Below are 12406 nucleotides of genomic sequence, written 5' to 3'. Positions count from 1 at the left end.
CGGCGGCCCCGTGGGGTCACCCCTCCGGGGCCGTCGCGGCGCGGAGCGGCTGCGCGTGGCGCAGGCCGGTGGTGAGCAGCGTCGCCCACGGCGCGTCGACGGAGAAGGCGTCGATGCTGGTGAGCAGGTGGCACAGCTGCCCGTAGGCGAAGAAGTACTGGATGTCGGCGACCTCCGCCCCGGAGCGGGACGCGACGTGGTCGGTGACCCGGCCGATCCCGTGGCGCACCGCCTCGGCGACGGCCGGCTGATCGGTGGCCGCCTGGGCGTGCACCTGGAGCATCATCAGGTCGCGGTCGGCGATGAGCTGCGCGTACGCACCGGCCATGGCCGCCAGCAGACCGGACGGCGAGGTGTCCTCGCTCTGTTCGGCCCCGCGCTCCAGCGCCTCGATGATCCGGGTGTAGCAGAGGTCGAGCGCGGCGACGAAGAGCCGTTCCTTGGAGGCGAACAGCTTGGACACGTAGGCCGGGGAGATGCCGGCGTGCTCGGCCACATCGGCGATACGGGTGCCCCGGAAGCCGTGCCGGGCGAAGGTGGCGACCGCGCTGGCGACGACGATCCCCCGGCGGTCCTGTGCGGTGGAGAGAATGCGCTCCGTGTTCATGTGATTGACCGTACATTCACTCTTCTCCCGGAGGGCAAGCCTCCCCGGCCGGGGATTGACATGCAGTCGTGAGTGGCTGTTCAATCACTCCTGTCGCCACCGGACGGCCCGGTCGGCGCGAAGGACCCGCGCCCGGGTCTTTTTCTTTGACCCGAAGAGTGAATGATCAGCCATTCACCACCCCTTGCCAAGGAGCACCATGACCACCACGACCGCCACCGAGGTCGTCCTGCCGGGCCCCGTCGAGCCCGCCGGATTCCAGCTGCGCCGGCGCCAGATCGGCCCGCCGGCCCCCGGCCAGGCCCTGCTCCGCATCGAGGCCAGCGGCGTCTCGTTCGCCGAACAGCAGATGCGCCGCGGCACCTACTTCGACCAGCCCGCCTACCCCTTCGTCCCGGGCTACGACTGCGTCGGCGTCGTCACCGCCGTCGGCGACGGCGTCGACACCTCCCTCGTCGGCCGCCGGGTCGCCGCGCTGACCAAGACCGGCGGCTGGGCCAGCGCCGCGCTGCTCGACGCCCGCGACCTCGTCCCCGTACCGGACGGCGTCGGCCCGGCCGAGGCCGAGACGCTCGTCGTGAACGGGCTCACCGCCTGGGGCATGCTGCACGACACGGCCCGGATACGGCCCGGACAGACCGTCGTCGTGCACGGCGCGAACGGCGGCGTCGGCACCCTCCTGGTACAGCTCGCCCGGCACGCCGGCGCGCGCGTCATCGGCACCTGCTCCGTCCGGCACACCGAGGCCGTCCGTGCCCTGGGTGCCGAACCCGTGGACTATCGCGCACCGGATCTGCACGAACGGATCCGCGCTCTGGCCCCGCACGGCGTCCAGGCCGTCTTCGACCACGTCGGCGGCCCCGGCATCGTGCACTCGTGGCGGCTGCTGGCCAGGGGCGGCACCCTCGTCGCCTACGGCAGCGCCTCCACCCGCGACGACCCCCGCAACGGGCGGGCGACCATGCTGCTCGTCGGCCGGCTCCTGCTGTGGAACGCGCTCCCCAACGGCCGCCGCGCCGCCTTCTTCAACGTGTGGGCGGGCCGCCGCCGCGCGCGCAGCTTCCGGGCCCGGCAGCACCGGGAGCTCACCGCGGTGCTGCGGCTGCTCGCGGACGGCGTCCTCACCGCCCGGATCGCCGCCCGCGTTCCGCTGACCGAGGCGTCCCGTGCGATGGAACTCGCCGAGTCCGGGACGGTCGTCGGCAAGGTCGTCCTGGTCACCGAGCACACACCCGGCTGACGCGCCGGAGCCGGCCACGACACGCCCGGCCGGGCGCCGGTGGCATTCGCCACAAGGCAACGTGTCGCCAAACGCCCTGACTTCGGGCCGCGAGCCGGGAATGTGCCTGCGTGCAGGCGGGTTTGCCCCTCAGGTGAGGTTCTTTCCGGACCCCGCCGGAGCACCGGGATGAGATTCCGCGCAACATAGTGCCCTCTTGGGGTGGTCTTTACCGTGAGAGCCATGAACGACTCCGTCGTCACCGCCAACGAGCCCACTTAGGGGAGAACTTGCCCAGCTCCATCCGGAACCCGGACACCAGCCGGGGAGCGATACCCGACGCTCCCCCGGATTCACGGATACCCGTGGCGGTGCACACCGCCGAACCACTCTCCCGCGAAGGCGCGCTCAGTCTGCTGGGGCGACACCCCGACATCGAGCTGCGCGAGGAGACCGCGTTCACCTCCGGCACCGTCGTCCTGCTCATCGCCGACACCCTCGACGGTGCCACCCTCTCCGTCTTAAGGCGTATCGCGCGCACGGCCGGTGCCCGCGCCGTCCTCGTTGTCGGCACGCTGCGGGAGGCCGAACTCCTGGACGTGGTCGCCTGCGGCATCAGCGCCATCGTCTGGCGGCACGAGGCCACCGAGAAGCGCCTGGTGCAGGCCGTGCTGGCAGCGGCCCGCGGCGACGGCACCCTGCCGGGCGATCTGCTCGGCCGGCTGATCAACCAGGTCGGCGCACTGCACCGTTCCGCGGCGGGCCGCGAGGGCGTACCCACCAGCGGACTGACACCCCGTGAGGTGGAGGTGCTGCGACTGGCGGCCGACGGCCTCGACACCGGGGAGATCGCCGCCAAACTGGCCTACTCCGAACGCACCATCAAGAATGTGATGCACGGGCTGACCACCCGATTCCATCTGCGCAACCGGGCCCACGCGGTGGCCTACGCCTTCAAAGAGGGATACCTCTGATCGTGGCCGCCCCTCGCCGGGCACCCGGCTGTTGCCTTCCGGGGCAGTGGGTGTGCCCGGCGCCCGGCCCCGGGGCCCATGTGCGGAAAGGCCGTCGGCCAGGCATGATCTGCGGCGTCCGCGCCTGACCCGGAACGGCGCTGACACGCAACGGTGGGAGTACGACGGTGATCCACGAGGTGGACGAGGTTCTGAAGGGACTGCTCGGCGGCGGCTCGCTGACCGGCTCCGGCATCGATGTCTCGTTCGAGGTGCCGAGCCGTGACTGGGCGGCACGCCGCAACGGGCCGGTGATCAACGCGTACTTGTACGACATCCGGGAGGACACCAGCCGCCGTCAGCGCGGACAGGTCGCGGTGCGCGATGACCGCGACATCACCGTGAAGCGGCGCGAGACGCCCCGCTGGCTGCGGCTGTCGTACCTGGTGACGGCGTGGACGAAGCAGCCGGAGGACGAACACCGTCTGCTCTCGGCCGTACTGGCCACACTGCTGCCCCGGGACACGCTCAACCCCTCCGAACTTCCCGACAGTCTGCGGGCCCTGGGCATGCCGGTGCTGCTGACCGTGGCGGGTCCGCACGGTGAGGCCCGTTCGCTCGCGGACATCTGGTCGGCGCTGGGCGGCGAACTCAAGCCGTCCGTCGATGTGACGCTCACCGCGCCGTTCCCGCTGACCCCGGAGTACGACGTCGCCCCGCCGATCAAGCAGGCCGTCGTCCGGGCGCGGGGTATGTCCGACGGACCGTCCGCCGCCGAGCGGAGCAGCCAGCGGTCCCTGTCCTTGCCGAAGCCCCGCGCGGGAGGGTCCCGGGAATTGCGGCCCATCCGGCGGACGCGGGCGATCCGGCGCAAACGCGCCACCTGAGGCGAGCGCCCCGCCGACGGACACCGCCGCCCGGCGATACCGGGCGGCGGTGGCGCGTGGGTGAGTTCGCGGACGGTCACCGCCGGGGCGCGCCGGGCGCGGACGCCGGCCCGCCGCGCCCGGGGTCCGTCACAGCTCCGTGTCGGCTTCCCTGTCGTAGATCGTCCACCGCGAGTGCTCCGAGGCGGAGCACTCGCCGAGGGTCAGCGGATGATCGACCTCGGTGGCGTCCAGACCGTCGACGACCAGGCACAGGTGGTTGCTCTTGAAGTTGCGGATCCAGTAGGTGCCGTCGTCCTTCGGATCCAGCCACCACAGCTGGTTGTCGTCGGTGTTGTCGACGCACCTGTACTGGAACAGCACCGTTCCCTCCTTGTGGGCGTGCTGACCCGCCAGGTCCATGCAGAAGTCGGCCCAGACATTGCGAATCTGGAAGAGCGGCAGGCCGGCCGGCCCTCCTTCGGGGAGTCGCACCTCCAGATTCCACAGCTGGCTGTTCTGGTCGTCCCGGCACCTGTGCTGTTCGACCTTGTAACCCGACTCGGGCTTTGCGCCAGGGATGTCCGCGCAGCGCTCGGTCGTGGCGTTCAGCAGGGTGACGTTCTCCATCGGAGGGCCTTCCTCTTCCTCCTCTTCGCCGCCCCCGCCGCTCTCGGGTTCCGGATCGGGCTCGGGTTCCGGATCGGGCTCGGGTTCCGGATCGGGCTCCGGTTCGGGGGAGGGGGGCGGCGGTTCGGCCGAGGCGGGCGGCGGGTCGATGGGCTCACTCACCTCGCTCGTCAGCTCCGTGGCCAGGCTCTTGACCTTCGGGTCGTGGTTGTACCAGAGCATGGCGAAGCCGAGGGCGAGCGCGACAGTCGCTCCCAGGAAGGCGGCGAGCCAGCCGGGCAGGAAGCCGCGCTGGAGGAACGTGCCCTCCGCCGGCAGCGGTTCCTTGCCGGAGCGCTGGACGACGAGGCGGTACGGCCGCTCGTCCTTGCCGCCGAGCCACCTGACCGTCTTCGGCCGCAGCGTCACCTTCACGAACGCGGCCCGGCCCGGCTCGATCCGCACATTGCTGGGCTGCAGGTCGTAGGAGAGCTGGTCGCCGTTGTCGCTGCCGCTGAGCGAGGCGGTGATCGGGGTGTTGCCGAGGTTGTCGACGGCGAGCTGGGGCTTGCCCCGGAACCGGCCCTTCACGGTGGGCGGCACCACTTCGGCGCGCACTTCGGTGAAGGGCAGCACGGTCAGGTTCCCCTCGGGGACCACCACCGCCTCGGGATGCTCGGTGGGCGTGATCCGTACCGCGTACGGATTCGGCCCCGCGGTCGCGTCGGGGGTGCGGGGCGGGGCGAAGGTCAGCTCGACGGCTCCGGTCGTCCCCGGGTAGAGCCGGAGCGTCTGCGGCTCCACCGTCGTCCAGGGCGCCAACTCCCCGACGGGCTCGAAGCGGTACTCGTCGACCACGTCTCCGGTGTTGCGCAGACGCAGGCGTACCCGCGTGCTGTCACCGGGAGCGACGGTCGCGGAGGCGGGTTCCAGGGAGGTCCACAGAGTCACGTGGCGAGCGTAGTGAAGGCACCGTGGGCGGTCAGGAGCCGTCGACACCGTACTTCGCGCGCGAAAGGGCAAGCCGATTGCCCTTCTGGAACCGCGTCAGGAAGGCCCTGACACGGGGACATCGCGCGCACGGCGCGGGCGGCGGCGGACCAGAGCGGGGCCCGTGCCCTGCCCGGGGGGTCCGTACGAGGTCCGTACGAACTGCCCCCCAAGGACTGGACATTGCCCATCACATGGGCCCCAGGGTCGTTCCGCTGCCGTGCCGGGGCACGTCAAGGTGGTGCTGTCGCTACTCATACCCCGAGGAGATGCACACCATGCCGTCCTATCTGTCGCCCGGCGTCTACGTCGAGGAGGTGGCCAGCGGGACGCGTCCGATCGAGGGTGTGGGCACATCCGTCGCCGCCTTCGTCGGCCTCGCGCCCAGCGGTCCGCTGAACGAGCCGACACTGGTGACGAACTGGTCCCAGTACGTCGCCTCCTTCGGTGATTTCACCGACGGCTACTACCTCGCGCACTCCGTCTACGGCTTCTTCAACAACGGCGGCACCGCGGCCTACGTCGTCCGCGTCGGTGGCTCGGCCACGGACACCGCCGTCGCCGGGCAGGGCGGCAACGGCCAGGCCGCGCTCGGCGGTCCGGCCCAGGACGGCCCCGCGGCGCTGCCGCCGGCCGAGCCCCAGGAGCTGGGCACCTTCACGGTGAACGCCATCGCTCCCGGCCCGCGCGGCCCGCTGAGCGTGGAGGTCGCCGACGCCGAGGGCGAGGGCCCCGCGGAGCGGTTCAAGCTGAACGTCAAGGACGACGGCAAGGTCGTCGAGAGCTTCGACGTCACGGCCAAGAAGGGCAACCGCGCCTACGTCGTCACCCAGGTCAAGGAGCGTTCCAAGCTCATCGCGGTGGCCGAGGCGGCCCCCGCCGGGCAGCTCGCGCGCCCCGAGAACCAGACGGTCACGCTGACCGCCCCGGTGCCGGCGGCGCCTGCCGCCGGCGTGCCGGTCCCGGCGGACTCGCACCCCGGCCCCGGCCAGTACCTGGGCGACTCCGCCGACCGCACCGGCTTCGGCGGCCTGGAGGCCGTCGACGAGATCTCCATGGTCGCGGTCCCCGACCTGATGGCCGCCTACCAGCGCGGCACCATCGACCTGGAGTCCGTCAAGGCCGTCCAGCTCGGCCTCATCGCGCACTGCGAGCTGATGGGCGACCGGGTCGCCATCATCGACCCGCCGCCGAGCATGAACGCCCGGCAGATCCGGGTCTGGCGGCAGGAGACGGCCGGCTACGACTCCAAGTACGCCGCGCTGTACTACCCGTGGATCAAGACCTTCGACCCGGCCATCGGCAAGTCGCGCCTGATGCCGCCGAGCGGCCACGTCGCCGGCGTCTGGGCCCGCAACGACACCGAGCGCGGCGTCCACAAGGCTCCGGCCAACGAGGTCGTCCGCGGTGCCGTCGATCTGGAACTCCAGATCACCCGCGGCGAGCAGGACCTGCTCAACCCCATCGGGGTCAACTGCATCCGGTCCTTCCCCGGCCGCGGTATCCGGGTCTGGGGTGCGCGCACCCTGTCCTCCGACCCGGCCTGGCGCTACCTCAACATCCGCCGGTACTTCAACTACCTTGAGGAAGCTATCCTCCTGGGTACCCAGTGGGTGGTCTTCGAGCCCAACGACCACAAGACGTGGGCCCGCATCCGGCGCAACGTCACCGCGTTCCTGATGAACGAGTGGCGCGAGGGCGCCCTGTTCGGCACCCAGTCGAGCCAGGCGTTCTACGTCAAGTGTGACGAGGAGACCAACACCCCGGAGTCGATCGACCTCGGCCGGGTCATCTGTGAGGTGGGCGTCTCCGTGGTCAAGCCCGCCGAGTTCGTCATCTTCCGGCTCGCGCAGCACTCCAGCGGAACCGGCGAGCTGGAGGAGTAGACCCGGTGGCCGGTCACGGCCTCCGGCCCGGCGGCCGGTGGGTCGTGGCCGGCCTCCGCGGGGCCGGTCCCCACCATTTCTGTTCCCCCGGGCCGCATCACCCGGGGCCCCTGAAGGAGAACCAAAAGCATGTCGATGACGCTGGGCGATGCCCTCCTCAGCCGCAATTTCGGCTTCCAGATCGATGGCATCCAGGTCGAAGCCGTCCACGAGATCAGTGGCTTCCAGCAGGAGCAGGACACGATCACCTACATGCAGAACACGGCGGACGGCATCCCCGTCACCAAGAACATGCCGGGTGCGGAGAAGGGCGGCACCTGCCAGATCGTGTTCGGCATCACCAAGGAAAAGATCATCCAGGAGTGGATCAAGGCCTCGCAGGAAGGCCTCATGGGTGAGGCCCGCAAGAACGCCTCCATCGTCTTCAACGACTGGGAGAACGGGGAGACGCTGCGGATCAACCTGGAGAACGCGTGGTGCGGTACCGCCACGCCGTCCGCGGTGTCCGCGGGCTCGACGGACCCCCTGACGATGACCGCCACCATCAGCTACGAGCGGCTGAGCTGGGAATGAGGCGCACCGCGAGAACCACGAGGGAGCACCCCGCCGCCGCTGCGGCGGCGGTACCCGCGGCGGAGCCCGAAGCCGAGAGCGCACCCGCTCCGGCTCCGGCACCGGCACGGGACCCGGAGCCGCTGCGCACCGAGTTCGCCTTCGAACTGCCTCGCGGGTACGTCGACGCGCAGGGCACGGTCCACCGCAACGGGGTGATGCGGCTGTCGACGGCGCGGGACGAACTGCTCCCGCTCCGCGACATCCGCGTGCAGGAGAACCCGGCGTACCTGTCGGTGGTGCTCCTCGGTCGCGTCATCACCCAGCTCGGCACCCTGCCGTCGGTGCACGACGGCACCGTGGAGGGGATGTTCGCCTCCGATCTGGCGTTCCTCCAGGACTTCTACCGCCAGATCAACGCCGAGGGGCACACCCGTGCCACGGTGGCCTGCCCGCACTGCTCCGAGGCCTTCGAGGTGGAACTCGGCGGGAGCCGCCTGGGGGAATCATGACGTACGCGACCGACCGGCTGCACGAGGAGATCGCGTACCTCGCCTACCACTTCCACTGGGCACACACGGAGATCCTGGACCTGGAACACCACGATCGCCGCGGCTACGTGCAGCAGATCGCGTCCCTGGTGCAGGGCGCCGAAACGAAGGGCTGAGCAGTGGGTTTCCTGGATCGTCTGCTGCGCCGCACGGACGGTGCGGGGACTTCGCCGGACGCCGCCCGGCCCGGTGCCGGGCCGGGGGCGGCGGAGGCCGGGGGTCCGCCCCCGGCCGGCCCGTCCGCAGCGGCGGGCGCGGCCACCGGGCCGGTCGTCCCCGCGTGGAGCGTCACGGCGCCGATCCGGCCGGCGGTGGCTCCCGAACAGCGGATCGCGAACGCGCGGTTCGGCGGGCAGCTGGCGACGTTCCAGAACCCCTCCTCGGTGCGCGCCCGGCCGCCCGCCATCCTGGACGGCCGGTCGCCCGCGAGCAATGCCGGGCGGCACCTGGAGGCGGCCAGGCCGGCGGTCCCGGGTCTCGAACGCCCCACGACCCGGCCGGTTTCCCCTTCCGTCTCCCCGCCCGTCGTCCCCGCCGTGCAGCCGGACGCGGACACCTTCGTACCCCGGGCCGCCGCCCCCGGGCCCGCCCCGTCCCGCCCCGCGGGCACGCGGGTACGGCCCGTCAGCAGCACCGCGCCGCGGCCGCGTTCGCTGACCACATCCGTCACAGCACCGGCGGGCGCACCGCGCCGGGTGCTGCCCGCGTTCCGGCGCGAGCCGGCGTCCGGGGCGCGGGGCGCGGACACGACCGGCGGCCCGGGTGCGGCGGCATCCGGGCCGCCGTCCGCTTCCGGGGGAGGCGGACGGGACGGCGGCGGGGGCGCGGCGCAGCCGGCGCCGGCCGTCCAGCGCGTCGCGACCCCGCGCGCCAACACGGCGCCGGGGCGGCCTTCTTCCCCGGCGGCCCAGCGCGCCGGCTCCCCCACTCCTCCCCTCGGCACAGCCGCCCCCGGCCACCCGGGAGTCGCGGCCCGTCCGGTTCGCCCGGCCCTCGGCGCGCCGATCCAGCGGGCCCCCGAGACGGCCGTCTCGCTGCGCCCGCCGGCCCGGCAGGACGCGGGCGAGGACGCGCCCACGCCGGCCGCGCCCGCGCGACGTTCCGGGACCGACACCACCGCGCCCGTCCGGCGGACGGCCGCCGCACCGGGGTCGGCCTCCGCCGCCCCGCGACCCGCCACCCCCGCCGCGCCGGGCGCCCCGACGTCCCCGGCCGTGTCCGCGTCGCCGGCCGGCCCGGCGGGCAACCCCGTGCAGCGACAGGTGTCTTCCGCCGACCGGAACCGTCCGCACAGCCACAGCCACAGCCGGGACCAGGGCCGGAGCCGGGGCAGCGGGAGCCTGGACAGCGCCGCCGCCGGCGGGCCGGCACCGGCCGGGACGCGCGGTACGCCCGGTGCCGCGCCGCGTACGCCGTCCGTGCGGCCCACGACGGACCCGGCTCCCTCGACGACGGCACCGGCGACCGGTGACACATCGGCACGGCCCGCGCGGCAACCGGCGACATCGGCGACCGGCGACAGCCGGGCGGGGACTCCCGCCGTCCGGCGCACCGCAAGCGGCAGCCCGTCCGCCCCCGCGTCCACGGTGCGGCCGACGCGGTCGAGCGGGGACGGCCCGGCGGGAGCCCCGGCCGGTCCCGCGCCCGCCGCCACACCGGCCGTCCGGCCGACACGGTCCGGCGGCGGCACACCGGACGTCCCGGCGGTACAGCGCACCGCGAGCACCGCACCGTCCGCCCCGGTGCCCGTGACCCCGCAGCCCCGGCCCGGTGGCGACAGCCCGACGACCCCCGCAGACCCGCAGACGCGGAAGACCGGCGACAGCACACCCGGCACCCCCGCCGTCCGGCGCGGCGCGAGCAGCCCGGTGAACGACGGCGCGCGACCCGCGACGCCCACCGCGCCGTCCGCCCCCAGCACCCCGGCGGGCGAGGGCGGACGGCGCGCCACGTCCACCGTCCGGCCCGGCACCCCGACCGCACCGCCCGCCCCGGCGCCCGTGACCCCGCAGCCCCGGCCCGGTGGCGACAGCCCGACGACCCCCGCAGACCCGCAGACCCGGAAGACCGGCGACAGCACACCCGGCACCCCCGCCGTCCAGCGCACTGCCAGCACCGCACCGCCCGCGGTCCGGCCGACGCGGTCCGCCGGCAGCGGCACACCGCAGGCCCCGGCCGGCCGGCGGTCCCCGGACACCGCAGCCGCCCGAGGGGGGCACGCGGCCGACGACGACCGGCAGGCCCCTTCGGCCACCCGGCGCGCCGCGTCCCCGGCCCCGGCGCCCCGCCCGGAGGTGCCCGGCACGTCACCGGCCGGCGCACCGGTCCCACCGGCGGGCGACGCCGCGCTGTCGCAGGCCTCGCCGCGACCGGCGGCAGCGGCGACCGGCGGCACCCCCGTCGCGCGGCCCGTCCAGCGACACGCCGCGCACACCGCATCACCGGCCGCGCCGCGGCGACCGGTGACGCCGACGGCCCCCGCCGTGCCCGCCCCGACCGCACGGGCGAAGGGGAGCGACGGCGCGGCGCGCAGCGCCGAGGGCCGGCCTGTCCGCCCGTCGGCCACCCGGACCGGCGACGACCGGCCGCGTACCCCCGTGCTCCAGCGTGCGGACGCCACGCCGCGCGCCGGCTCACCGTCGGCGAGTGACAACGGCTCACCTCGTGCGGCGCGCACCGCACCGGCGGGACCGGCACCAGCAGCCACCCCCGGGACGGACACCTCCTCGGCACCGCGTCCGGCGCACAGCGCCCATGCGCCCGCCGTACCAGCCGTCTTCCAGCGCTCCACCCCGGCATCCACCCCGGCGTCCACCACCGCAGCAACCGCCGCGTCCGCCGGCGCATCGACCACCGCGTCCGGCCCCGGCCGGGCGCGCGCCGAAGGCACCGCGCCCTCCTCGGGCGGCGCCCCGGCACAGCCGTCCACCGTCCAGCGCACGGCGGCCGGTACCCCCGTCCCCGGCGCCCCGGCACGCTCCCCCCGAAGCACGGCTCCGGCCCTGGGCGCCCCCGTCCGGCGTACGACCCCCGCCCCGTCGGTGCCCGGCGGGGGACCGGCCGCCGCGAGCCCGCGGATCCCGGCCCCGCCCGGGGCCTCCGCGCCGCACCCGGCAGCGCCGACGGGATCCGTCCGGCCGGGACTCGGCGTCCCCGCCCGGCAGTTGCCGGACGGTCCCACCGGCGTCCGGCAGAGCCCGGCACCGGCCCCGGCCCCGCACCCCCGCCCCCGTCCGCATCCGGTGGGCGCTCCCCTCTCCTCCGGGCCGGCCCCGGCGGGCCCCGTCGCACCGTCCGCCCCGGTGCAGCGCTCGGCGCTGCGGGCCCCAGCACCGTCCGGGCCCCGCGCTCCCGCCGGGCCGGGACCGCGCCCGGCCGGCCTCGGCGGTCCGCTGCCCCTCCCGGACGCGGCCGTGCCGCCCGCCGTGCTGCCCGCCGCCCGTACCGAGGCCGTGCGCCCCGCCACCTCGCCCGCCCGGACCCCGGCCACGGCGGCGCCCGTGTCCACCGTCGTGCCCCCGCCGACGGCGGGGAGCCCGGCGGCGTCGCCGACTCCGGCACCGGCCCCCGCGGCCGTCCGTCCCGTGGCGGCGACCGCCCGGTGGGCGGCGGCGCGCCCGGCACCGGCCGTCGCTCCCGCCCGTCCCGCCACCGTGCAGCGCCTCGCGATGCCCTCGGCCGCGCCCCGCGGGACCGACACCACCCCGGCGGTCGGCCACGCCCCGGCGACCACCCCGGCGCCCGTGGCCATGCCGATCGCCCGGAGCGCCCCACCGGTCCCACCGGCACCACCCGCCCCATCAGCCGCGCCCGCGCCGCCGGCGTCCGCGCGCACGTACCGGGCCGCCGCGGCTCCTCCCGTCCAGCGGTCGCCGCAGGGAGCGTCGTCCCCGCCCGGTTCGCCGCCACCGCCGCCGTCCGCCCGGTGGCAGTCGGGCGGTTCCCCGGAGTCCTCCTGGACCGCGGAGCAGAAGGCGCAGCGGAAGGCGGAGGTCGCCGATCCGCTGCACATGAGCGAGTTCCAGCTCGACCAGCTCAGCCGCCAGATCATCGGGCGCGTCGCCCGGTTGCTGCGGACCGAACTCCGCCTCGACCGCGAACGGATCGGGAAGCTGCGCGACAACCGCTACTGACCGCCGTCCCACCGCCCACCGGCCCGACGACCGCACCACA

11 protein-coding genes are annotated in these 12406 nt (G+C 74.6%); 8 read left to right on the top strand and 3 right to left on the bottom strand.

The genetic code is table 11. The features are described 5' to 3' along the window. Positions 1-16: 16 nt before the first annotated feature. The gene (locus tag H7827_RS17765) at positions 17-607 is read right to left on the bottom strand and encodes a TetR/AcrR family transcriptional regulator (RefSeq protein WP_386538713.1); all 591 of its coding nucleotides are present in this window, start codon (positions 605-607) and stop codon (positions 17-19) included. A 199-nt stretch (positions 608-806) separates the two neighbouring features. On the opposite strand from H7827_RS17765, the gene H7827_RS17760 reads away from it, so the two are divergent. The 3 genes from H7827_RS17760 to H7827_RS17750 all read left to right on the top strand — a co-directional run bounded on the left by H7827_RS17760 (position 807) and on the right by H7827_RS17750 (position 3666). Beyond that, positions 807-1847 (top strand): medium chain dehydrogenase/reductase family protein, encoded by a 1041-nt coding sequence (locus tag H7827_RS17760; RefSeq protein WP_432746466.1) that lies wholly within the window; start codon positions 807-809, stop codon positions 1845-1847. Between the two features lie 281 nt (positions 1848-2128). Further along, on the top strand, positions 2129-2800 hold the full coding sequence (locus tag H7827_RS17755; RefSeq protein WP_046725572.1) for a helix-turn-helix transcriptional regulator: 672 nt from the start codon (positions 2129-2131) through the stop codon (positions 2798-2800). Positions 2801-2967: 167 nt separating this feature from the next. Continuing rightward, on the top strand, positions 2968-3666 hold the full coding sequence (locus tag H7827_RS17750) for a DUF4255 domain-containing protein (protein WP_432746464.1): 699 nt from the start codon (positions 2968-2970) through the stop codon (positions 3664-3666). Positions 3667-3795: 129 nt separating this feature from the next. Here the strand turns inward: H7827_RS17750 and H7827_RS17745 are convergent, their stop codons facing one another. After that, positions 3796-5205, bottom strand: a complete 1410-nt coding sequence (locus tag H7827_RS17745) for an RICIN domain-containing protein (RefSeq protein ID WP_386538707.1) — start codon at positions 5203-5205, stop codon at positions 3796-3798. A 317-nt stretch (positions 5206-5522) separates the two neighbouring features. On the opposite strand from H7827_RS17745, the gene H7827_RS17740 reads away from it, so the two are divergent. The 4 genes from H7827_RS17740 (at position 5523) to H7827_RS17725 (ending at position 8349) form a co-directional block, all read left to right on the top strand. Then, the gene (locus H7827_RS17740) at positions 5523-7130 is read left to right on the top strand and encodes a phage tail sheath family protein (protein ID WP_200368675.1); all 1608 of its coding nucleotides are present in this window, start codon (positions 5523-5525) and stop codon (positions 7128-7130) included. Between the two features lie 129 nt (positions 7131-7259). Then, positions 7260-7703: a phage tail protein gene (locus tag H7827_RS17735; RefSeq protein WP_030736426.1), complete on the top strand. Its 444-nt coding sequence runs from the start codon at positions 7260-7262 to the stop codon at positions 7701-7703. Beyond that, complete coding sequence (locus H7827_RS17730; RefSeq protein WP_432746461.1) at positions 7700-8194, top strand: hypothetical protein; 495 nt, start codon at positions 7700-7702, stop codon at positions 8192-8194. Before H7827_RS17735 ends, H7827_RS17730 begins: the two co-directional genes overlap by 4 nt. Beyond that, on the top strand, positions 8191-8349 hold the full coding sequence (locus H7827_RS17725; RefSeq protein ID WP_168222759.1) for a DUF6760 family protein: 159 nt from the start codon (positions 8191-8193) through the stop codon (positions 8347-8349). The genes H7827_RS17730 and H7827_RS17725 overlap by 4 nt, the downstream gene beginning before the upstream one ends. Here the strand turns inward: H7827_RS17725 and H7827_RS17720 are convergent. After that, positions 8298-11123, bottom strand: coding sequence for a hypothetical protein (locus H7827_RS17720; RefSeq protein WP_432746459.1), 2826 nt, complete (start codon positions 11121-11123; stop codon positions 8298-8300). The two genes, H7827_RS17725 and H7827_RS17720, sit on opposite strands and share 52 nt — an antisense overlap. Positions 11124-11535: 412 nt before the next feature. Between H7827_RS17720 and H7827_RS17715 the strand changes: the two genes are divergently transcribed. Next, positions 11536-12366, top strand: a complete 831-nt coding sequence (locus tag H7827_RS17715) for a hypothetical protein (RefSeq protein ID WP_432746457.1) — start codon at positions 11536-11538, stop codon at positions 12364-12366. Positions 12367-12406: the final 40 nt, after the last annotated feature.

The organism is Streptomyces sp. JH002 (assembly GCF_050916115.1).
GTDB lineage: Bacteria > Actinomycetota > Actinomycetes > Streptomycetales > Streptomycetaceae > Streptomyces > Streptomyces xiamenensis.
This window is presented reverse-complemented; position numbering and strand designations above follow the sequence as displayed.

What these genes read in the sequence shown, in the direction of transcription:
- H7827_RS17725 (WP_168222759.1), top strand. Translation starts at nt 8,191, where the DNA reads ATGACGTACGCGACCGACCGGCTGCACGAGGAGATCGCGTACCTCGCC.
- H7827_RS17760 (WP_432746466.1), top strand. Translation starts at nt 807, where the DNA reads ATGACCACCACGACCGCCACCGAGGTCGTCCTGCCGGGCCCCGTCGAG.
- H7827_RS17765 (WP_386538713.1), bottom strand. Translation starts at nt 607, where the DNA reads ATGAACACGGAGCGCATTCTCTCCACCGCACAGGACCGCCGGGGGATC.
- H7827_RS17730 (WP_432746461.1), top strand. Translation starts at nt 7,700, where the DNA reads ATGAGGCGCACCGCGAGAACCACGAGGGAGCACCCCGCCGCCGCTGCG.
- H7827_RS17735 (WP_030736426.1), top strand. Translation starts at nt 7,260, where the DNA reads ATGTCGATGACGCTGGGCGATGCCCTCCTCAGCCGCAATTTCGGCTTC.
- H7827_RS17740 (WP_200368675.1), top strand. Translation starts at nt 5,523, where the DNA reads ATGCCGTCCTATCTGTCGCCCGGCGTCTACGTCGAGGAGGTGGCCAGC.